Source organism: Zobellia alginiliquefaciens, assembly GCF_029323795.1.
GTDB classification, from domain to species: Bacteria; Bacteroidota; Bacteroidia; order Flavobacteriales; family Flavobacteriaceae; genus Zobellia; species Zobellia alginiliquefaciens.
Genome location: NZ_CP119758.1, coordinates 4,854,810 through 4,878,196 on the forward strand (window position 1 = coordinate 4,854,810; position 23,387 = coordinate 4,878,196).

The window sequence follows — 23,387 nt, forward strand, 5'->3', positions numbered from 1 at the left end:
AGTTTTGAGTTTTATTGATGCTTTTGCCAATTTTTGATACGACCACTAGTGGAAAACAAAACAACAAGACTATACTTCATTGATGCCATGCGTGCATGGGCCATTCTCATGATGCTTCAGGGGCATTTTATTGATGGGCTCTTAGACCCCGTTTTTAGAGATAGTACCAATGCTGCTTTTTCTATTTGGAAATATTTTAGAGGCATCACCGCTCCGGTCTTCTTTACGGTTTCAGGATTTATATTTACCTATCTTTTAGTCAAAGGCGATACAACCGGACTTCAAAATCCACGAGTTAAAAAAGGAGTTAAAAGAGGGCTAGAATTACTCTTTATTGGATATTTATTACGGATGAACCTTTTAGGTCTGTTACAGGGAAAAATATACGATTCATTTTATTTAATTGATGTTCTACATTGCATAGGTCTTTCTTTATTGGGGATTATTGGCATATATCTATTAGCTCAAAACCGAAAGAAATTTGTTTTCCCAACAGCATTGGTCAGTATTACGCTATTGCTGTTCATTTTTGAACCAACCTACAAGACATGGGGATTTTCATTTTTACCGGATGCTTTTGCGAATTACCTAACCAAAAGCAATGGTTCTGTTTTCACTATTCTACCTTGGTTCGGATATGCTTCCTTTGGTGGGTTCCTTTCACTTGTTTTTACGAAGTTTAAAAATTTTAAGTACTTGTATCCCGTTGCTATTCCGTTTTTCGCTTTAGCGGGAGCAGTGCTTATTTCATTTTCTTCGGATTTATTTTTACAGCTATCCAAATGGACAGATTTACAGTTATTTGCGAACATTTACTTCAATAATTACTTATTTATACGATTAGGTGACGTTTTAATTGTTTTTAGTGTATTTATGCTCTTTAGAAGCTTACTTAAAAATAGGACAGTACTAAAAATCGGACAAAGCACACTGTCCATTTATATCGTTCATTTTATTATCCTTTATGGCTCTTTTACAGGTTTGGGATTGTATCGATTTTTCAATCACTCCCTAACTCCTACCGTTGCCATTTCAGGAGCGTTGACATTTATGTTCCTATGTACTTTTACCGCTCTTAAATATGAAGAACACAAAGAAATTATTAACCAAAAAGCAACAATCGCTTTAAGGTTTGCTTATATAAAGGTCGAGGTTTATGCTATAAACATTTTTCAAATAGCAAAAAACCGATTGCACAGATTACTAAGAAGAGTGGGTTGGGCAAAAAATTAAGTATCAGATAGCATTTACAAAACTATATATCCAAAAAAATCCCCGAGGAGCAATGCTCTTCGGGGATTTTTGTATTAAGAAGTTTCTTTTTTAAATATGTAACGGACGATCATCCGTTGCAGCAAGAGCAGCTTCTTTTACCGCTTCGGCAAAAGTAGGGTGCGCATGACTCATCCTAGAAATATCTTCAGCAGATGCACGGAACTCCATTGCAATAACTGCTTCCGCGATTAAATCCGCACTACGGGCTCCAATCATATGAACCCCTAAAACTTCATCCGTTTTCTTATCCGCTAGCATTTTTACAAATCCATCCAAATCCATACTTGCACGAGAACGACCTAATGCACGCATTGGAAATTGACCCACTTTATATTCTATACCGGCTTCTTTCAATTCCTCTTCGGTCTTACCTACAGAAGCAACTTCTGGCCATGTATACACTACACCGGGAATTAGGTTATAATCAATGTGTGGTTTTTGACCTGCCAATTGCTCGGCCACCAAGGTACCTTCTTCCTCCGCTTTGTGAGCCAACATAGCACCACGAATAACATCGCCAATAGCGTAAATATTAGAAGCTGAAGTCTGCAAATGGTCGTTCACCTCTACTTTACCTCTAGAATCCAATTTAACACCGGCTGCCTCAACGTTCAAACCATCAGTATATGGCTTTCTTCCCACTGCTACCAGACAATAGTCACCTTTCAACTCTATCTCTTGCCCTTTTTTATCATCGGCCTTAACAATAACTTCATCACCTTTCCTTTCCACAGATTTTACCTTGCTCGAAAGATTGAACTTCACCTTCTGCTTTTTTAGAACCTTTGTCAATTCCTTAGAAAGGGAAGCATCCATAGTTGGGATAATTCTATCCATATATTCAACCACAGTAACATCGGCACCGAGACGTTTGTACACCTGACCCAACTCTAGACCAATTACTCCACCTCCAATAATAATAAGATGCTTTGGTATCTCTTTTAACTCTAATGCTTCGGTAGACGTTATAATACGTTCCTTATCAATTTTGATAAACGGAAGAGATGAAGGTTTACTTCCAGTGGCGATTATAGTATTCTTAGCTTCAATAGTTTCCGTACTATCATCATTCTTTTTAATGTTGATGTGAGTAGCATCCTTAAAGCTACCCAAGCCTTCAAAAACATCAATTTTATTTTTATCCATCAAGAACTTAACACCATCGCATGTTTGTTTTACAACAGACGCCTTTCTAGAAATCATCTGCTCTAGATTTACTTTTATTTCACCTGGAATATCAATTCCGTGCGCTTCAAAATGCTTTACGGCATCCTCATAATGATGAGAAGAATCCAACAAAGCCTTTGAAGGAATACAACCTACGTTAAGGCAAGTTCCACCTAAAGTACTGTACTTTTCTATTATTGCTGTTTTCAATCCCAATTGTGCACAACGAATAGCTGCTACATACCCTCCTGGTCCTGAGCCAATAATGGCCACGTCATATGAACTCATAAAATTTTCTTTGAATTTGAATTACAAAATTAACACTATTTTCCGGTTTAGGGTATCCTTTACCAATTTATACAAAAGTTGCACAAACCCCATCAAAATTGTAATATTACCTAATAGCTAAACCGATATTAATGACAAACCAAAATTCAGGGGAGCACAGAGAAAACGAAAACATCGTTAAAAACAAAGAGTTGAATATCTGGGAAGCACTAACTCCTGTAATAGCGCTTGTTGCTATGCTAGCCTATAATGTTTTTGTTTTTGGAGACGATGCCCTTAGCGGCTCTAACCAATTTATCCTTTTATTAGGTGGTGCGGTTGCCGCGATTGTTGGTGTATTCAACAAAGTATCCTACGAGCAAATGATGGCAGAGGTTGCCGAAAACCTAAAATCCACCACTGGTGCGCTGCTCATACTATTAATGGTAGGTGCACTCGCCGGCTCATGGTTGATAAGCGGAATCATACCCGCAATGATCTATTACGGCCTTCAAGTTTTGAATCCCACAATATTTTTAGCGGCCTGCGTTTTTATCTGCGCAATCATATCCGTTGCAACAGGTAGTAGCTGGACAACATCGGCCACCGTAGGTATTGCTCTTATTGGTATAGGCGATGCTTTGGGTATATCCCTAGGTATGACTGCCGGCGCAGTATTATCAGGAGCTTATTTTGGTGATAAACTTTCACCACTTAGCGACACCACCAACTTAGCCCCTGCCATGGCGGGAGGAGAACTTTTTGAGCACATTAGGTATATGCTCTACACCACCGTTCCCACAATATCAGTGACACTTATCTTTTTTATTGTACTAGGTTTTACTATTGACACTACAGGTTCTGCGGATGTAAACTCAATTTTAACTTCAATTGACTCCGCTTTTAATATAAATCCATGGTTATTTCTAGTACCTATAGTTGTTGTGGTACTTATTATTAAGAAAACTCCGCCTTTAGCAGCTTTGCTTATCGGAACTTTACTAGGTGCTTTATTTGCTCTTATATTTCAGCCAGATGTAGTTGCGAATATAACTGGAGCCAAAGAACTTACATTAAGATCTGGCTATGAAGGGATTCTCACGGCTATTACCGTAGAAACATCTGTTCCAACCGACAATGAGTCCTTAAATGACCTATTCTCCGCATCTGGCATGGCCGGAATGTTGGGCACTATCTGGCTTATTATCTGTGCTATGGTTTTTGGAGGTATTATGGACGGAATTGGCGCTTTGGACCGTATTACCAAATCCTTATTGGTGATGGCAAAAACTACTTTCGGGCTATTTGCCAGTACAGTTGGAAGCTGCTTGGCACTGAACATTACCGCTTCGGACCAGTATTTGGCCATTGTAGTGCCAGGCAAGATGTTCAGTAAAGCTTATGCCGATAAAAACTTAGCTCCCGAAAATCTTAGCCGAACCTTGGAAGATTCTGGTACGGTAACCTCTGTACTTGTTCCTTGGAATACCTGTGGAGCATATCACAGTAGCGTTTTAGGTGTTGGCACAGCTGAGTTTGCCCTATTTGCAGTTTTTAACTGGTTGAGTCCAATTATGACCTTGATTTTTGCCGCTTTTAGCATTAAATTGAAGCAATTGACCACTAAAGAAGCATCCATCTAAAAAAAATGAAAAAATTTACAAATCCACTAATTATGGATTTCTAAACCCGCCGTTGATTCTTTGCCAATCAAGCAATTTTAACATCTCTTTCTTATCGAATAAACAACAATTCCACCTTGCGCTCCTAAGCATTTGCATTAGTTATTCTGATATCAATTTTTTAAATACACATTACGTTGCCCGGGATAATATTCATGTAATTTTGTATTCAAATTGAAACTTAAAAAACAATAGAATATGGCTTTTGTAGGTAAAAAATTCCCCAACTTGAATGTAAACGCAATGAATGATTTAGGCGATACATTCCAATTGAACGTTTTAGAAGAAGCTCAAAAAAATAATAAGAAAGTTGTTCTTTTCTGGTACCCTAAAGATTTCACTTTTGTATGTCCAACTGAATTACATGCATTCCAAGCGGCTTTAGGCGAATTCGAAAAAAGAAACACATTGGTAATTGGTGCATCTTGTGACACGGCAGAAGTACACTTTGCATGGTTAAGTACCGATAAAGACAATGGTGGTATTGAAGGTGTTACCTACCCATTATTGGCAGATAGCAACCGGAACCTTGCCTCTACTTTAGGCATCCTAGATATTACCAACGAGCAGTACAATGAAGAAACTGGTGTTGTTACTGTTGAAGGTGACAATGTAACTTACCGTGCTACTTACCTTATTGATGAAGAAGGTACTGTATTCCACGAAGGCATCAACCACATGCCATTAGGTAGAAACGTAAACGAATATTTACGTCTTATTGATGCGTACACCCACGTACAGGAAAAAGGAGAAGTTTGTCCTGCAAACTGGGAAGAAGGAAAAGATGCAATGACTGCAGATAGAAAAGGTGTTGCAAGTTACCTTTCTGCACACGCTAATTAATTTTAGCCGCGGAAACTATAAAGATTACCGCTTGTATTCTATACATACAAGCGGTATCATTTAAAAGTAGTATTCACAAATTTTAAAACCCTTTAGATATGGTATTGGAATTGGATCAAGATAATCTGCAAGAAATCATTGCAGACAAGAAAAATGTAATAGTACAGTATTCTGCTGGTTGGTGCGGTAACTGCCGTATTATGAAGCCTAAGTTCAAAAAAGAGGCCTCTACGCACGGAGATTTCACTTTCGTAATTGCAGATGCCGAGAAATTTCCTGAAAGCAGAAAACTAGCCAATGTAGACAACTTACCTACGTTTGCCACTTTCACTAACGGAGAGTTTAAAAATCAAGTACAAACGAACAAATACGATGTTCTAAAAGAATTGATCAGTGAAGCTTCCAGTAATTAAGCATTTAACGAATTTCATTGAAGAAAACGACGAAGATTTTGTTGTTGAAACAATTGAGACCCTAGAAGCACTGACCGAAGTATCCTCGCTTAAAGACGAAGAACTAGATGTTATTGGTGAATTGATTTCAAACATGTACGGTGCACTAGAAGTGCAAAAAGGCATAAAAGAAGGCAAACCACAAAAGGAAGCTTTAAATGAATTTATGCAACGTGTAATGGGTTCCATAGATAAATAAGTTAAGTACGTACTTTTTACTACTGTTTAACTGTTTAGAAGTGAAATAACTTTTGATTTTTAATGAAATCAATTGAGTTGTTTCACTTTTTATTTTCCTTTTGTTACTTAAAACTATATTTCTCTTATGGAGCGCCTATAATTAGCCATAATTTTATATTTTCACCACCAATATAAACAGAACATATCATGGCTACAGTAACCCTAAAAGGAAACGAAATACACACTTTAGGAAATCTTCCTGCAAACGGAAGTAAAGCTCCTAATTTTACATTAACAAAAAACGACCTTTCATCTGCATCCCTTTCGGATTATTCGGGCAAGAGAGTGGTTTTAAATATCTTCCCTAGCGTTGACACCGGTACGTGTGCGCAATCCGTTAGACAATTTAACCAAGAGGCGGCAGAAATAGAAAACACAGTGGTTTTATGTGTTTCCAAAGACTTACCATTTGCTCAAGCTCGTTTTTGTGGTGCAGAAGGCATCAACAATGTAGAAATGCTATCTGACTTCCGCGATGGTAGTTTTGGAAAAGATTACGCTGTTACCTTTACTGACGGGCCTTTGACAGCATTACTTTCTAGATCGGTAGTAGTTCTTAATGAAGCAGGTGAAGTAATCTATACAGAGCAAGTTCCTGAAACCGTAGATGAGCCAAATTACAAAGCGGCTCTAGAAGTTTTAGCCGATGCCTAAGGAAGAATCCTTTCTTGTAAATAGAATAAGAAGTGTGGGCTTCGCTTTACGTGGAGCCCTGCTTTTAATCAGGACCGAAGCCAGTATCAAAATTCAGGTGTTTTTGGCCGTGGCTGTAACTATCGCTGGCTTTTACTATGAAATTTCTACAACTGAGTGGATTTTTCAAGTCTTTGCTGTTTCTCTTGTGGTAGGTGTGGAAGGCGCCAATACCGCAATTGAAAAAATATGCGATTTCATTCACCCTGAATTTGATGAGAGAATAGGCTTTATAAAAGATGTTGCAGCAGGTGCGGTAATGCTTGTTTCAATTGGCGCTACCATAGTAGGCTGTATTATCTACATCCCGAAAATATTCTAATCAGCGAAGCCCTACTTTAATTCCAATCCGTTTTGGCATAAGCAAAATATGCTTACCGAACCCATAGAATATATTCACTCTACGAATTTATCATAATTCAATAGCATATATTTTTTAGCCTATACTTTTCACTACATTGCCCAAGCTGGATAAAAGACTGTAGAACAACATTGCGAAAAAAAATCCGTTAAAAACAAAAAAAGGGGGTAAGATGGAAATTCACTTTGTTCAACACTGTATGATGGTATCCTTAACAGACTTTAGATGCCTAAAACAAGGAACAATAGAACCATAACCACCTTAAAAAGAGTATGTATATTATAAAAGCAAAAAGACTTTTCGTAATCTCTACTCCAAAAACTTCGTAATACGTATTTTTGCACCCAGTGGAAAAAAAGTAATGGCCAAAAAGAAAACAACGACAACCAAAAAAAAGGCAAGCCCCAAAAAAGCTAGCTTCACGGTATCTAAAAAGAACAAGATTATTTTAGGAAGCTTGCTGATCCTTTTCAGCATGGCTTTATTCTTCTCGTTCGTCTCCTTTTATTTTACGTGGCAAGACGACCAGAGTCTATTGTCTGAATTTACCAATAGAAATGAACAAGCTAAAAATCTGCTTAATAAATTTGGTGCTAGTGTTAGCCACTTCTTTGTTTATAAAGGTTTTGGAGTTGCTTCCATTATTCTAACCATTCTAGTCTGCATCACCGGATTACACCTCTTTTTGAGCTTAGAAAGAAAGGGGCTTCTCAAAAAATGGATTTGGGGTCTTATTTTTATGATTTGGATATCTATTGCGTTAGGTTTCCTAGCGGACTCACAACCTCTGCTTGGTGGTGTCGTAGGTTATGAAATGAACGATTTTCTACGAGATTACACCGGAAACATTGGTGTTGTTCTTATTCTACTGTTTGGACTTGTTTTTATTTTAGTTCGTTTCTTTCATTTTACACCAGAGGGAATGGCCCAGTCTTTCAGGAAAAAATCATCTTCATTAAAATCCGAGCTCAGAACAAGTTCAAAAGAAGCATCCGATACTTTAAAAGATGTACAGGAAACCATAAAGAAAAAAGAAAAAGAAGAACCTGTTGTTCTTGATACGTACACCCATAAGAAAGATATTCCTCCCCTTGAACCTGAGAACGAGGTTACTTTAGATGATTTTGAGATTTCCGTTCCCGTTGAGGAAGAAACTACCGAAGAGTTAGCAATGGAAGTGGAGAAAATTGTTGAAGAACAGGAAGAGACCGATAATATAGCCGATAAGTTAGTTGAGGATTTTGGTGAGTTCGATCCTACCCTAGAACTTGGCAATTACAAGTTCCCCACCATAGAGCTCCTAGACCAGCATGGTGTTACCGGTGGAATCACTATTAATCAAGAAGAACTTGAGGAGAACAAAAATAAGATTGTAGAGACGCTTAAAAACTACAAGATTGGAATCTCACAAATTAAAGCAACTATTGGCCCCACCGTTACACTTTACGAAATTGTGCCCGAGGCCGGGGTTAGAATTTCCAAGATTAAGAACTTAGAAGATGATATTGCCCTTTCGCTTGCCGCTCTAGGTATACGAATTATTGCCCCTATTCCTGGTAAAGGAACTATTGGTATTGAAGTACCGAACAAAAATGCGACAATCGTTTCTATGCGGTCCGTTGTGGCCTCAAGCAAGTTTCAAAAAGCAGAAATGGAACTGCCGATCGCTTTTGGCAAGACCATTAGTAACGAAACATTTGTAGTGGATTTGGCGAAAATGCCTCACCTTTTAATGGCAGGTGCTACCGGTCAAGGTAAATCAGTAGGTCTAAATGCCGTTCTTACCTCCCTCCTTTATAAAAAACATCCGGCAGAAGTCAAATTTATTCTGGTCGACCCGAAAAAGGTCGAACTTTCGATTTATAATAAAATTGAAAGACACTTCTTGGCAAAATTACCCGACTCCGAGGAAGCTATTATTACGGATAATGCCAAGGTAATCAATACCTTGAATTCACTCTGTATAGAAATGGATGACCGGTATGAACTCTTAAAACACGCCCAAGTACGTAACCTTAAGGAGTACAACGTTAAATTTAAGGCACGTAAATTAAATCCAAACGACGGACATAAATTTCTACCCTACATCGTTCTGGTCATAGATGAATTTGCAGATTTAATAATGACTGCAGGTAAGGAGGTAGAAACCCCAATTGCACGTCTTGCTCAATTGGCAAGGGCAATCGGTATTCACTTGATAATTGCAACGCAGCGGCCGTCGGTAAACGTGATAACCGGTATCATAAAAGCAAACTTCCCTGCCAGAATAGCATTTAGGGTAACCTCTAAAATTGACTCCAGAACTATATTGGATGCGCAAGGGGCTGACCAGCTTATTGGTAGAGGTGACATGTTGTACACACAGGGTAACGATGTTACCCGTATACAGTGTGCTTTTGTTGACACACCGGAAGTTGCCAAGATTACAGATTATATAGGCTCGCAACGTGCCTATCCAAATGCACATGAACTGCCAGAATATACAGGCGAGGACTCTGGCACAAGTATTGATGTAGATATAGCGGACAGGGATGCTTTGTTCCGAGATGCCGCCGAAGTAATTGTAACGGCACAACAAGGTTCTGCTTCCTTAATTCAAAGAAAATTAAAATTGGGGTATAACCGTGCAGGGCGTATCGTAGACCAGCTAGAAGCTGCGGGTATTGTAGGGCCGTTTGAAGGCAGTAAAGCCAGACAAGTTTTGGTGCCAGACCTTATTGCACTAGACCAATTATTAAGCAACGAGAGCTCCTAAAGAGCTATTAACTTAAAAAGTAAAATGAAAAAGATTTTTTTAGTACTTACCCTTGTATTAGTATCGAACGTAACTTTTGCACAAAATTCAGAAAAAGCAAAAGCGTTATTGGAAGACGTTTATGCCAAGGTGAAAAGCTATGATAATATTTATATAGATTTTAAATATGTCCTCAATAATTCAGAGGCTGGTATAAACCAAGAAACCCGTGGCGACGTCACCTTACAAGGTGATAAGTACATTGGTAATTTCTTTGGCACTACATTGTTATATGACGGTTCCAAAGTTTACACTATTATACCGGAAAACGAAGAGGTAACCATTGAGGATAAATCTAACGATGAGAATGCCCTTACTCCGGCAAAAATGCTAACTTTTTACAGAGAAGGACATAATTATGAAATGGATATTCTTCAGAACGTAAACGGTAGAAAAATTCAGTATGTAAAACTTACGCCTATTGACACGAATTCAGAAATAAAGACGATTCTATTGGGTGTTGATGCTGAAACGAAGCATATTTACAAACTGATAGAAACTGGCGAAAATGGTACCACTACCACCATTACCGTTAATTCTTTCAAAACTGACCAACCTTTGTCAAAAACCTTGTTTACTTTTGATGAGGCGAAGTACAAAAATGACGGGTACTACATAGTAAGAAACTAATATTGCCACATTGAGAATTCTAGACCGATATATATTATCGCGATTCCTTTCTAATTTTTTGAGTTCGTTCGTAATATTGATGTTCATCTTCATATTTCAGACGATATGGTTGTTTATTGATGATTTTGCAGGGAAGGGTCTTGATATTGTTATCATAGGGAAATTTTTCTTTTACATGATGCCCAGTTTAACGGAGAAGGTACTGCCATTAACCGTTATCCTTGCTTCTATTTTAACTTTTGGGACACTAGCAGAGAATTATGAGTTTGCAGCAATGAAAGCCTCAGGTATTTCATTGCAACGCTCAATGCTAAGCCTTATTATCTTTATGGTAGGATTAGGTGGTGTCACTTTTTATTTTGCCAATAGCGTTATTCCCGCCTCAGAGCAGAAAATCTACAACATGCGCCGTAACATTGCCAAGGTAAAACCAGCTGCGGCAATTGAAAAAGGGGTGTTTAGCGACTTTGAGGGAATGAGCATAAAAGTTGATGAGAAGTACGGCGAAAAAGACCGTTTCCTCAAAAATGTAATTATCCATCAGAAAACTCCTGCCAATGTCAATAGCACTGTAATCAAGGCGAAAACGGGAGAGTTAATCAGTAGTGAAGAATCAGAACTTATTCAGTTGGTACTTCGTGACGGTCATGATTACCGTGATATGGATAAGAAAAAAAGTACCGAAAAAAGGAAATATCCATTTACTCAAACCCATTTTGAAATTTACCGGATGAACATTGAAATCCCGGAAATGGAACAAGACCTTGAGGAGGAGAATGTATCCAACCGAGAGAAGATGAAAAACGTTTCTCGTTTAATAAAGGATATGGATTCTCTTGAGACGGATAATAAGAGAATTGTTCAGGCTTTCTCAAAAAACATCGTCTACCGTATGGGAGGTTTTATCCCTCTTACGCCAAAAGATACTGCGGCGTCAAAAAAAATGAAACTCCTAAAGGAGAAAGAGCCATCTAGTAAAGAAACAACAGCTGAGAAAAATAGTCTTGATACTCTTAAAGCTGAAAATGAGATTCAAGAGGATGTAAAAATAGATTCACTGTCCAATTCTACTGAGGTAGATGAAAAAACACCTCCTACTGATATCATCACCTTATTTAAAGATTGGCAAAAAGTACAGGTCATGAATTCTGCCAAAAATTCAGTTTCTAATATTATGACCTCTATTAACGGTAAGAAACAAGAATTAGGCAAAAGGTATGAAATACACCGTAGGCACGTCTTCTCACTGCACGATAAATATGCGCTTGCCCTTTCATGTATTATCCTATTTTTTGTTGGCGCACCCTTGGGGGCTATTATCCGCAAGGGTGGTATAGGCCTACCTATGGTAATTGCCATATTATTATTTCTCGTTTATTACTTTATGGGAGTTTTTGCAGAAAACTACAGCTATAAAGGAAATATTCACCCTATTATAGGAGCGTGGCTACCATCTATGGTTATGTTACCTTTAGGTATTTATCTAACAAGACAAGCCACTGCCGATCAGGGAATGATGAATTTTGGAAACGTAATAGACCTTTTCAAACGATTTTTTTCAAGAAAAGACAAAACTGAAGAAGAATGAGTATCGATATGGAAAAGAAAATTCAATTGAATACTATTGAGGAAGCCATTGATGAAATCAGAAAAGGGAAAGTCATCATAGTAGTTGATGATGAGAATCGTGAAAACGAAGGTGATTTTCTAGCTGCTGCAGAATTGGCTACACCGGAAACGGTGAACTTTATGGCTACACATGGTAGAGGACTAATTTGTGCTCCGCTAACCGAAGGCAGATGTAAAGACTTGGGCCTTCATATGATGGTCAATAATAATACAGACCCTATGGAGACGGCTTTTACCGTATCTGTGGATTTGCGCGGAGGTGGCGTTACAACGGGCATCTCAGCTTCGGATAGGGCCAAAACTGTACTTGCCCTCACTAAAAACGATACAAAACCTCATGATTTGGCACGTCCCGGTCATATTTTTCCATTAGTAGCCAGAGAAGGTGGCGTACTCAGAAGAACCGGTCATACTGAGGCTGCTATTGATTTTGCTAGACTTGCAGGTTTAAAACCTGCGGGCTATATCGTGGAAATTATGAACGAGGATGGTAGCATGGCTCGCTTACCGCAACTCCTAAAGGTTGCTAAAAAATTTGACCTCAAAATTGTTTCTATAGAAGATTTGGTAGCCTATAGAATGGAGCATGATAGCTTAATTGCCAAAAAGGAGGATTTTGATATTGAAACGCGTTTCGGGAAATTCCGTTTACGAGCTTACCAACAGACTACGAACAACCACGTTCATATTGCGTTGACCAAGGGTACTTGGAATAAGACTGATACGGTACTGACCCGCATCAATTCAACTTTGGTAAACAATGATATTTTAGGCACGCTTACCAACAATCCTGATGCTAAGCTTGAAGATATGTTCAATGCCATTAACAAAGAAGGAAAAGGTGCTATAGTCTTTATAAATCAAGATGCACAGTCGCTTAATTTACTATCTCGATTAACGGAGTTGAAAGAACTTCAGAAAAAAGGAATTAAAAAAGCGCCAAAAATTGATATGGATGCCCGTGACTTTGGTATTGGAGCCCAAATTCTTCATGATTTGGATATTGCTAAAATGAGGGTTTTATCCAACTCCCCACAAACCAAGCGCGTAGGTATTGTTGGTTACGGTTTGGAAATTGTTGAGTACGTAGCGTATTAAGGTTTCACATTAAATTGCGCTTTATTTTATCAACTGACTTGGTGGATAACCAAATTGCTTTTTAAAGCAACGGCTAAAATATAAAGGATCACTAAACCCAATAAGGGTGGTGACTTCGGATACATTATATTTCTTTGTTCGTAGTAGTTCTGCCGATTTTTTTAGGCGAATGGTTCGTATAAATTCATTAGGAGCCAAATCCGTAAGCTCCTTTACTTTCCGGTATAGCTTTGATGAACTCATACCTAGTGACTTGCAAAGCAAGGAAGTATTTAGTTCACTATTATCCATATTTTCATGGATTAAATTGGTCAAATTTTCCATGAACGATTGATCAATAGGTGAATGCGTCAATGTATTTACCTGACTTTCTATTTCCTCTGAAAACCTACTTTTCAGTTCTTTTCTAGAATTGATGATATTTTCAATTCTCGTTTTTAGCAATGACGGGTCAAACGGTTTCACCAAATAGCCATCAGCACCGGAGCTATACCCTTTTATTTTATCATCATTATCAGATAAGGCCGTTAAAAGAATCACGGGAATATGGCTGATTTCCGCATCGTTCTTAAGAGCTTCGCAAAACTCCAGTCCAGTTTTAACCGGCATCATAACATCTGCAATACAGATAGCAGGTTTTACGTTTAGGCAGACCTCCAACCCTTTTTCTCCGTTTTCAGCTTCAAAAACTTTATAATAATCAGAGAGGTAATCTACCAAGTAGTTTCGTAATTCGGCATTATCCTCAATTATTAAAATTCGCTCTTTTAAATGCGTACTTTGAATGATTTTCTTTGCAGTAATAAGCTGCGGTGATTCTTCAACCACTTGGCTCTTTTCATAATCAAAGATTTCATTTTCTTCATAAGCCCCTCTCCCAATGGGAAGTTTTAATGTAAAAACACTGCCCTTGTTCAGCTCACTCTCTACTACTACTACCCCTTTATGCAGAGCAACTAAGGCGCGTACTAATGAAAGTCCAATTCCTGAACCCGTATTAAGGCTCGTACTATTGGAAGCTTGATAAAAACGAGAAAAAATCTTCTTTTGACTTTCTTTAGGAATTCCTATACCATCATCACTCACTTCAACCATTAAAAAAGTACCTCCCTCCTCTTCTTTCGCATCTATAAAAAGGTCTACATGTCCATAATTATGGGTAAACTTTAAGGCATTGGACAAAAGATTATACAGCATTTTATCATACTTATCCCGGTCTATATATCCCTTAATTTTCTCATTCTCCGAAATTAGGTTAAAGTTAATTTTTTTATCATCCGCCAACTCCTCAAATGAACGAAACGTATTTTTAGTGTACAGGAGAATATCCGTCTTGGTTACTTTTAAGCGAAGTTCCCCTGATTGTGCTCTTCTAAAATCCAATACTTGATTCACTAAATTCAATAATCTATTGGCATTTTGGTGAATAAGATTATATCTACTCTGTTGAAAATAATTCCCGGAGTCTTTTCCATCTTCGATCAGCTGTTTTGCCGGACCAAGAATCAGGGTAAGGGGAGTTCTTAATTCGTGTGAAATATTGGTAAAGAAACGCAGCTTTTCGTTGTTCAGTTTCTCATCACGTTCCCGTTTCACCTTCTCCATTAACCATTGCTGTTTTAAAACAATACGCGCTCTTACCTGCTTCCGAATAAGGTAAAAAGCCAAAGCCAGAACCAATAGCAAAAGAAAGAATGCTTTATAGGTAAACCAGAAAGGCGGGAGTATTTCAATTTTGTATGAAGCAGCATCACTCCATACCCCATGACTGTTCATGGCCTTTACTTTAAATACATAATCGCCAGAAAACAAATTGGTGTATTGTACGGTTCTTTGCCGTACATCTACAGTATTCCAGTTTTCATCAAAACCTTCTAAAATATAGCTATACTTATTCTGTCTTCCGTTAACGTAAGACGGACTTGAAAATGTTAAAGAGAAGTTCTTATTTGCATTTTGAAGCTGTAAGCTCCTGCTCAAATTTATATCCGTTTTAAGTATTTGTTGACCGTTAACAACCGAACCTATTTCAACAGCTTTGTTCTGCACCCTAATATTTGTAATTACCGGTTCCGGGGCGTATTCGTTTACAGAAAGTTCTTTTGGGGAAAATGTAATAACACCCTCTTTCCCACCAAGGAACATATGGGTATCATCTGCATAATAAAAGCCTCTGGTACTAAAAATATCTAAACGATTTCCACTTTCTGTATGATATAATTTTAATTCCTTAGCCTCAATATCATATTTACCCAAATTATTGTTGTTCATATTCAACCAGAGAAATCCGTTCTTTTTAAAAACGAGATTTGTAATCCAACGGTCCGTTAACCCGTCTACCTCCATTATGGGTAAAAAATCATCAATTGTGGCGTCATAATAAGAAAGCCCTTTACGCGTAGCTGCCCAGATTTTACCGGTTTTATCAATTGCAATATCGCTTACATTGCTATGGGGCAACCCTAACTTCACATCCAACTTTGCTTCATAGGCCTTTACCTGTGTTGTTTTGCTATCATAGGAATAAGCTCCCATTTGGGTAGCAAACCAAATAACCCCAGTATCACTAACTTTTACCGTATTGATATCCAGGGAAGGTAATAATTGACCATAGGAATCATCTATTTTTTTTGTTTTTAAATCTAAAATAACTGCTCCTTCCCCATGCGAAGCAATAACCATTTTGTCTTTCTCAAATGGCTCAAAAGCTAAAATTGGAGCATGTTTAAAACCTACGTCAATTACTCTATCTGTCCTGTTCTGGTAGTCATAAATCAATATTTTTCCGTTCCAAAGACCACAATAGAACGTTTTTCCATCTATGGAATACATACTTGCTATATCTTTGTTTGTATGGTATAGAGGGATGTAATTTTCTCCCTTGGAAATAAATAAACCATTGTGTCTAGTCGCCACAATTATTTTACCATCAAAAGTTTTTGAAAAATCCCGAATACGAGGAGCTTGATTATCTATATACCTACTAATTGAAGTATTATATTGAAACTGATTTTCAAAAGGGTCGTATTTATCCAAGCCTTCTTCCGTACCCACCCAAAGTACGCCGGAATCATCAAAATAAAGAGCGGAAACCAAATTATCTACTAAAGAGTCATCATCCGATAATTCAGAAAAATACCAATGATATTTCTGTTTCTGTATATCTTCCAAAGCATCAACTTGTAGAATACCTCCTAAAGTCCCTACCCAATATTTTCCGTTAGAGGCTTGGGCTATGGATATAAAATACGGGCCTAACTTATCCCTCACATCTGGATCGTCAATAAGCATATTTTCAAAACGGTCTTCTTTTGTATTCAGCTTATACAGCCCATTCCTACTTCCCACAAAAATATCCGACTTATGGTCTTCGTAGACAAAATTTACATAAGGGTTAGGCTCTTTTGTGTTTTGGCCCACTAATGCATACTGTTTGATTTGAACAATTGCCCCTACGTTATCCAAAGAGATTCTAGCTATGGCAACATCGCCATAACTCCCCACCCATAAGCGACCTTTGGAATCTTCAAAAATTTCTTTGACATACGTAAAATCATCCAGCGGAATTTTACTGAATTTTTGGGTTTGTGAATCGTAGATAAATAAACCTTGGTCTTTAGTCCCTACCCACACTCTTTTAAACGAGTCTATATGAACGGACCTGATTTCGGTATCCTGTAGTGAGCTAGCATTTTTGGCATCGGGCAAAAAAACCGTGAATTCATATGTGTTTAAATCAAGAAGAGTAAGCCCGTTACGCGTCCCAATCCACAACTGGTTGGCTTCGCTATTAAACTCCAACGCGGTAATATCATCATTAGGAATTGTGTTTTCCGATGGAGAAGCACTGGTGTACGATTTAAACTCGTACCCATCAAAACGGTTTAGACCAGAAAAAGTACCGAACCAGAGAAAGCCATCATTATCCTGAACAATGTGCCTAACCGAATTATGCGAAATACCGTTAGCATCATTGTAATGTTCAAACTTTAAGGATTGCCCGCATAGGTTCCATAAAGAGAATATCAACCAAAAAAGATATGTTAATCGGTAGCTCATAAAGGTAATTGTGACTACAATTTAGAGTTTTAAAGAACAACACCTAATAATCAAGCACTTATTCTAGTTTATCACGGTCATTCATAAACTTATAATCTAAGGTAGCCCCTTCCATCAAAACCGAATGCGGCACTGAATTTTTTAAATATGGAGACTCACTCAGCCAAAGACTTTCCACCTCAAACCTCCTTGAGGAAACTCTTGGCGCCCTAATTATAAGTTCTTTGCCATTTTGTAATGAGATAGTTATTTTGTCAAAACTAGGGCTACCCAGTTCATAGCCAGGATCCGCTTCCGTACCCCCGTTCATTTGAAAAAGTCCTATCTTCATTAATACGGCCAAACTACCCATGAGACCTTGATCTTCATCACCGTTGTAGCCGGTGGCGGGAGACAAGCCTCCAAAAACTTTATCGGCTACTTTTCGTGACCAATATTGAGTAAGATCCGGACGTCCCAATTTATTAAAAACGAAAGCCGTTTGAATAGAAGGTTGATTTCCGTAGTTTATAGGGATGTTACGATACTCCGGATGCAATTCTTGTGCATGTGAGTTCCCAGCGGTAAAACCTAATTTCTCAGCTTTTTCAAACTGTGTGTTCAACTGTTCAACTGCTGCTTCCTTACCCCCCATTAACTCTGCTAAACCTTCAATATCATGAGGTACAAACCAAGTTGACTGGGCTCCGTTAGATTCTATAAAACCATTTTCATGATTGTAAGGGCTATAATTTTCTAACCATTTGCCCTCTATATTTTTTGGACGCATCCACCCTACGGAAGGGTCAAATACATTTTTATAGTTCCCTGAACGCTTCAAAAAATAATGATAATCTTTTAAATGGTCTAGTTTCTTTGCCAATTGAGCTAATGTCCAATCTTGATACGCATATTCCATAGTCATACTTGCCCCGTCTTGATGACCTCCAAATTTACCTTCTGGAAGAGGATATGGAACATACCCATTTTGCATATAGTATTTGAGTCCTCCCCCTAAGTCCGTGTCATGCTCATAGCCCGCTTTACCCATAATACCTCCGGACATGTGGTTCTTTTTTAACGCCTCATAAATATGCTCTAAATTTTTGGTGATAATCCCCTTTTGAATGGCACTTACAATAAACGGTGTAGAGGAGGCTCCTGTCATAACATAGGTGTAATTTCCTCCTGATGGGCCACGTGCCACCATTCCACCATCTTCATAATACTGCAATAGAGAGTGTACAAACTCTTCCATAATGTCTGGATACACCAACCCCCATAGCGTATTCAAGGTCCACTGCGCTCCCCAAAACGAATCTGAATTGTAATGGTTAAATTTTGGCTTTCCGGTTTCATCTAATGGGAGTTGACCTATTCTAAAGGCTTTACCGGTATTGTCTGGATAAGCTCCATTGACATCACTAACTATCCGTCTGCCCTGCAATGCATGCCATAAATCCGTATAAAACCTTCTTCTTGCCTGTTCTGTATTGCCCTCTATTTTTATTCTCCCCAGCAAATTGTTCCATTCGGTTTTAGAATCATCAACTACCCCATTATAATTCCAATGATCCAATTCGGCCTCTATATTATTCCTGGCATTTTTATTAGACGTATAGGATATCCCTGCTTTCATTAAAACCTCAGTATCCGAGTCTTTTAAAAGAACCAAATAGTTACCTGTGGCCTCATCACGCTCTATAGATTCTATTTCTGTATTTATATCAATATTGAAAAACAGTTTTACGGGCTTGGGTCTTCTTCCCGTCTTAGCTATAGTTAGTGCCCCCTTTAACGATTTTGCATTTACCTGTTCAAGCACGCCGTCTGTATTTTCATTTGGCCCCAACATTCCATTTAGATTAAAAAGTATAGCTGCTTTTTTTCCTTTATTAGGGTAGGAATATTTGTGAAAGCCTACACGCGTTGTGCTGGTTAAGTCTACATCTATATCATATTTTTCAAGTTCTAAATAATGATGTCCTGGAGATGTTTTTTCAGTATCGTGACTGAATTTTGACTTAAAATCGGTAAATATTGATTTCTGATTGGAGTCGTCTATTGTTACAGGCATAACCGATAAACCCGAAAGCTGCCAAGCGTGAATGTGGCTAAAACCTTGAACGGTATCAACCTTATATCTATACCCGCTTCCCCAAGCACCATCTACTTCTGTATCTGGACTAAGGTTCACCATCCCGAAAGGCCTACTGGCGGAAGAAAAGAAAAACCATCTTGAATTTTCCGTGTCTAGTTGAGGGTAGACCAAGTCTACCGGATCTATAGCCTTAACGGTACCTTTTGTTTCTACCTTTGACTCACATGAAGAGAGTATACCAGCTATTATGATGTAAATCCCGTAGAAAGGAATTTTTGAAAATAAATTCATGTGCTATGATCTTTAACTTTTTGTATTCAGGTTCGATTCTATCTTATCTAACATTTCGAAAGTTGGAAACCCATTGTTCGGTCTTCTAATTTCCGGATTGTACCAATTCTTCCATTTAGGTGCTTTATCACCACTTTTCCTATTTTCATAAACCACTTCCAATTGAGCTCTGGCGGACGGCAGCATCAATTTGATTGCATTTAATGTCTTCTCTTCCGAAGTTTCTTCATATTGCTTTTTCATAATTGCCATCTCATGCAACGTGCGTTCAAACTGAATTAAATCTTGATATAGAACTACTGGCAAATAGATGTAATCATGATAAAAAACTCTATTTGACATTGCTTTCTTCAACCCTATTTTAGCCTCTTTAACAGAAATATCTATCAACCCTTCAATAGCTTCTACCCGTTCCAGGTCATTTTCAACTCTTTTATAATCATGAGGAACAGGCGATTTCCCGGGACGTTGTATCGGACTATCCGACAAATAAGAAATAGCTTCCCTTATCTCCCATAGATGCTGCACATATCCAATTCGTTCTTTTTGAGCTTCATGCAAAGCTTTCATTGAAGACACTGCGTATTTAGCACTGGTTTCATTGAAATAGCGCTCTGTCCAATTTTTATAAAACGATGAAGCATAAAAAGTATCGGGATCATTACACACCTCTGAATATGCCTCTATATTAAGTAAAAACGGCCTAAAATTTTGTCCATTTACCAAACAAAACTTATCAGCATCGTAAGCGCTGAACATTTCTTTCATTACCGTCTCTACTTTTTCTGGGTAAGGATTGTGTACGGTATGATTTAACCAGAAGCCCGCATGCATATAGGTTCCAAAATTGTAACCGTCCGTGGTTTTTGGTAGATGCTCAAAATCTCCAAAACCATGATCGGACCATGTAACTATCCAATCCTTGGGAGGTCTAAAACCATCGTTCCACATTTCCATTCCATCTGAATAGCACACCAATACTTTATGCGCGTCCGGCTTGTATTCATCTACTATATCCCCAAAAGCTTTATAAACTTCATTAAAAACCTCTATTTTCTCCTCGCCACAACTACTTTCATACTCCCAGTCCCATACTTGATGACGTGGACGTAAAATGAATATATCTGTTTTACGAAGCGGAGTTTTCTCTAAATAATAACGCCATGCCGTGATCCAATCTTCTTTGTACTCTTGCCAACAAGTAGCTTTATCAGCAGACATAGGGTGTATTTGATACCCAAGCGCAAAATCTATTGCTACTTTCATGCCTTTACTTTGGGCGTAGTCTATCATTTTTTCAACATAAGCTACATCTACTTGGTAATCTGTCAATTCTTTGTATTCAGGTCTGATAAAAAATTCCGGTCGCCCCAACATATCAAAAAGTTGAATGGCATTATATCGCAACCGAACCAATGAATTGATCATCTGAGTATAACTCTCCCAATCATATTCCAAAAGGTTTCCACGGTAGTTAGCCAACTCGTCCACATCATTTTCAAAATAACATAACAATGGTACTTTTGGTGGTGCAATATGTCTATCTTCAAAAGTAACAAGGTCCATAAGTGTCTTTTTAGCCACTTCTTTACCAGTCCAGTACTGTAATGGGTCTACACCTAATACCTCTTTTGAAAAATCATAAATTGAATATTGAAGTCCTTGTACATCTGAACCGGCTATTACAATTACTTTTCTTTTATTTTTTAAAGTTGTTTTAGCCCAAATACCACCTCTAGGACCAGGATAAACGCCAGTAACTTCTATTTTTTTCGATTTGTTCAAAGCAGTTATCAATACGTTTGATTCTGGTGTTCCTACCACAATAACCATTGCATTTTCAGGTACTTCTTTAATATTTGAAACCACCTTTACCTTTGCCAATGTGGCTTTCTGAATATCAGTTTTAAAATCATCAACAGCATTCAATTCCGTTTCGTTAGCTCCTGTACCTATTAGAAGGTAGCATGAACTTTCCGGTACATTTGAAAAAGAATAGAACCAGAACAAACTAAAAAGCGGAAGCAGTAAGAGAAACCTGTTAAAATCTAGTTTATTAATCATTATATGTATTCTTCTTTCATAGTGATCACATCTCATTTAAAAAATATGGACAGGAATACCACTCCTGTCCATATGCAATTAACTCAAAACAAACTCAATTTTATCTATAATTAATATCCTGGGTTCTGGGTCAAGGAACCATCAGAAAGTTCCAGTTCACCAGAAGGAATAGGTCTTAACAAGTGAATACTCGCGTCAAAAGCACCATGATCCTGAACATGGGGATTGTAAGCATTGATGCGCTCCTCTAATTTTCCTGTTCGCTTCAAAACCGCCCAACGATTAGCTTCGCCAGCTAACTCCAATGCTCTCTCATTAAGAATATCGTCTACGGTTACAGTTGTATACTCATTTGCGATTCCCGTTGCACGTTCCCTAACAATATTTAGATGCGTTAAAGCGGCGGATGAATTGCCTGCCGCCAAATAGGCTTCAGCAGCTAACAAATGTGTTCCCGCTACACGATAGACAAAAGTATCTCTAGCACCATCAGTTGTCTCGCTAAAAATTTCGTCATCAAACTTCTTGAAAATCGGAAAGTTGGTACGCTCTGGGTTTAAAGAATAGAGGTAATTGACACCCGGAATATCATCTGGGCGACCAAACAAATATTGGTTCGGTTGATACACCCAATACCTATTTAAACGCTCTTCTAATTCCACTTGATCTAAAGCCACTTTTGGGTAATACACAATTGTATCTCCAGCTACAATAGGGTCTGGACCTGCTGGCTCATCACCATCAGCAAGAATGGCCCTGTGAATTGTTTCATTTTCCCGAGCGTCATTATCCGAAAACAAGGAATAGAAAAATGGCGTTGGCATTGCATTGAAGTCACTAAAACCGTAAGGTGTAGTCGTTCTATTCACACCCGGATAATTTGCCACTTGGTTCATAAAAAGCGAATGTTTTGTATTTACCTGATCCGTTGCGAGCCCATCCGTACCCCACTGAATTGCAAATAGAATTTCTTCATTTACTTGGTTATCATAGGCAAAAACCTCTGCAAAAGATTGTGATCTTATGTCATAAGAACCAATGGCATCTTCAGCAAGTTCAGCGGCCATATTAAAGTCTGCCGTACTTCCAAAAGAAGTATATCCTTTGGTTAAATAAACCTCTGCCAATACATGTTGCGCCGCTCTTTTGGAAAAACGCCCGGTTTCAGGGTTTTCTTTTAAATCTGGAATTGCCGATTCTAAATCACTAATGATCTGTGCATAGGTCTCCTCTTCGGAGCTTCTCGTGTAATCGGAACGAATGGATGTTGGTTCTTCCAAGTCCAAAACCAATCCTCCATAGTGCTGTACCATATTAAAAAATGCCAACCCACGTAAAGCCTTGGCTTGTGCTATGCCATACGCCTTCTCATCCAGATTGGAATCACTCCAATCGATTTGGTTCTCATAACGGTTGATTGCCGTATTGGCCTTGGCTACTACATTATAGTTATTGTTCCAAGCAGAAGCTCCTACACCTGAAACAAAACCAAAATAATCATTGGTAGCTGATACCGAATTAAGTTCCGCTTTAATGGTAAATAAATCCGTACCTAAAAACTGCAAATTATAATCTTTATAGACAGACCGCAAAGATGCGTAGACACCTACCACCAATTGGTCTGCAGTTCCTTCTTCAATAAAATTCTCACTGGTTATATCTGAAAAAATATCTTCTTCGATATAACTCTCACATGCACTTAATAAAATCATGCCCAAAAGCAGGACGCTTACGTGCTTTATTTTTATAGCTAGTTTCATCT

At 38.2% G+C, this 23,387-nt stretch carries 16 protein-coding genes; 11 read left to right on the top strand and 5 right to left on the bottom strand.

The features are described 5' to 3' along the window. The first annotated feature begins 48 nt into the window (after positions 1–48). Positions 49–1,233 carry a heparan-alpha-glucosaminide N-acetyltransferase domain-containing protein gene (locus P0077_RS20075; RefSeq protein WP_276166981.1) on the top strand — a complete coding sequence of 395 codons (1,185 nt, stop codon included), beginning with the start codon at positions 49–51 and terminating at the stop codon, positions 1,231–1,233. A gap of 90 nt (positions 1,234–1,323) precedes the next feature. Here the strand turns inward: P0077_RS20075 and lpdA are convergent, their stop codons facing one another. After that, on the bottom strand, positions 1,324–2,730 hold the full coding sequence (gene lpdA / locus P0077_RS20080) for a dihydrolipoyl dehydrogenase (RefSeq protein ID WP_276166982.1): 1,407 nt from the start codon (positions 2,728–2,730) through the stop codon (positions 1,324–1,326). A 131-nt stretch (positions 2,731–2,861) separates the two neighbouring features. Here lpdA and nhaC point away from each other — a divergent pair, with 131 nt between their 5' ends. The 10 genes from nhaC to ribB all read left to right on the top strand — a co-directional run bounded on the left by nhaC (position 2,862) and on the right by ribB (position 13,131). After that, positions 2,862–4,352 carry a Na+/H+ antiporter NhaC gene (gene nhaC / locus P0077_RS20085; protein ID WP_276166983.1) on the top strand — a complete coding sequence of 497 codons (1,491 nt, stop codon included), beginning with the start codon at positions 2,862–2,864 and terminating at the stop codon, positions 4,350–4,352. Positions 4,353–4,589: 237 nt separating this feature from the next. Then, on the top strand, positions 4,590–5,234 hold the full coding sequence (locus tag P0077_RS20090) for a peroxiredoxin (RefSeq protein ID WP_194527539.1): 645 nt from the start codon (positions 4,590–4,592) through the stop codon (positions 5,232–5,234). A gap of 98 nt (positions 5,235–5,332) precedes the next feature. Continuing rightward, positions 5,333–5,647 carry a thioredoxin family protein gene (locus P0077_RS20095; RefSeq protein WP_276166984.1) on the top strand — a complete coding sequence of 105 codons (315 nt, stop codon included), beginning with the start codon at positions 5,333–5,335 and terminating at the stop codon, positions 5,645–5,647. Continuing rightward, positions 5,628–5,885, top strand: coding sequence for a DUF6952 family protein (locus tag P0077_RS20100; RefSeq protein ID WP_276166985.1), 258 nt, complete (start codon positions 5,628–5,630; stop codon positions 5,883–5,885). Before P0077_RS20095 ends, P0077_RS20100 begins: the two co-directional genes overlap by 20 nt. Positions 5,886–6,073: 188 nt before the next feature. Next, the gene (gene tpx, locus P0077_RS20105; RefSeq protein WP_276166986.1) at positions 6,074–6,580 is read left to right on the top strand and encodes a thiol peroxidase; all 507 of its coding nucleotides are present in this window, start codon (positions 6,074–6,076) and stop codon (positions 6,578–6,580) included. Beyond that, complete coding sequence (locus tag P0077_RS20110) at positions 6,573–6,941, top strand: diacylglycerol kinase (protein WP_194527543.1); 369 nt, start codon at positions 6,573–6,575, stop codon at positions 6,939–6,941. The genes tpx and P0077_RS20110 overlap by 8 nt, the downstream gene beginning before the upstream one ends. 400 nt (positions 6,942–7,341) lie before the next feature. Then, positions 7,342–9,735: a DNA translocase FtsK gene (locus P0077_RS20115; protein ID WP_276166987.1), complete on the top strand. Its 2,394-nt coding sequence runs from the start codon at positions 7,342–7,344 to the stop codon at positions 9,733–9,735. A 24-nt stretch (positions 9,736–9,759) separates the two neighbouring features. Further along, positions 9,760–10,404: an outer membrane lipoprotein periplasmic chaperone LolA1 gene (gene lolA1, locus P0077_RS20120; protein ID WP_276166988.1), complete on the top strand. Its 645-nt coding sequence runs from the start codon at positions 9,760–9,762 to the stop codon at positions 10,402–10,404. Positions 10,405–10,414: 10 nt separating this feature from the next. Continuing rightward, entirely contained in the window at positions 10,415–11,992 is a 1,578-nt protein-coding gene (locus P0077_RS20125; RefSeq protein ID WP_349292964.1) for an LptF/LptG family permease, read from the top strand. Further along, positions 11,989–13,131 (top strand): 3,4-dihydroxy-2-butanone-4-phosphate synthase, encoded by a 1,143-nt coding sequence (gene ribB, locus P0077_RS20130; protein WP_276166989.1) that lies wholly within the window; start codon positions 11,989–11,991, stop codon positions 13,129–13,131. The genes P0077_RS20125 and ribB overlap by 4 nt, the downstream gene beginning before the upstream one ends. 21 nt (positions 13,132–13,152) lie before the next feature. Here ribB and P0077_RS20135 read toward each other — a convergent pair whose 3' ends face one another. From P0077_RS20135 to P0077_RS20150, 4 genes are all read right to left on the bottom strand, one after another. After that, on the bottom strand, positions 13,153–17,190 hold the full coding sequence (locus tag P0077_RS20135; RefSeq protein ID WP_276166990.1) for a two-component regulator propeller domain-containing protein: 4,038 nt from the start codon (positions 17,188–17,190) through the stop codon (positions 13,153–13,155). Between the two features lie 58 nt (positions 17,191–17,248). Beyond that, positions 17,249–19,561: a GH92 family glycosyl hydrolase gene (locus tag P0077_RS20140; protein WP_276166991.1), complete on the bottom strand. Its 2,313-nt coding sequence runs from the start codon at positions 19,559–19,561 to the stop codon at positions 17,249–17,251. Between the two features lie 12 nt (positions 19,562–19,573). Further along, a complete protein-coding gene (locus P0077_RS20145; RefSeq protein WP_276166992.1) occupies positions 19,574–21,625 on the bottom strand; it encodes a glycosyl hydrolase 115 family protein in 2,052 nt (683 codons plus the stop codon). A 110-nt stretch (positions 21,626–21,735) separates the two neighbouring features. After that, positions 21,736–23,385 carry a RagB/SusD family nutrient uptake outer membrane protein gene (locus P0077_RS20150; protein ID WP_276166993.1) on the bottom strand — a complete coding sequence of 550 codons (1,650 nt, stop codon included), beginning with the start codon at positions 23,383–23,385 and terminating at the stop codon, positions 21,736–21,738. Between the last annotated feature and the right edge of the window lie 2 nt (positions 23,386–23,387).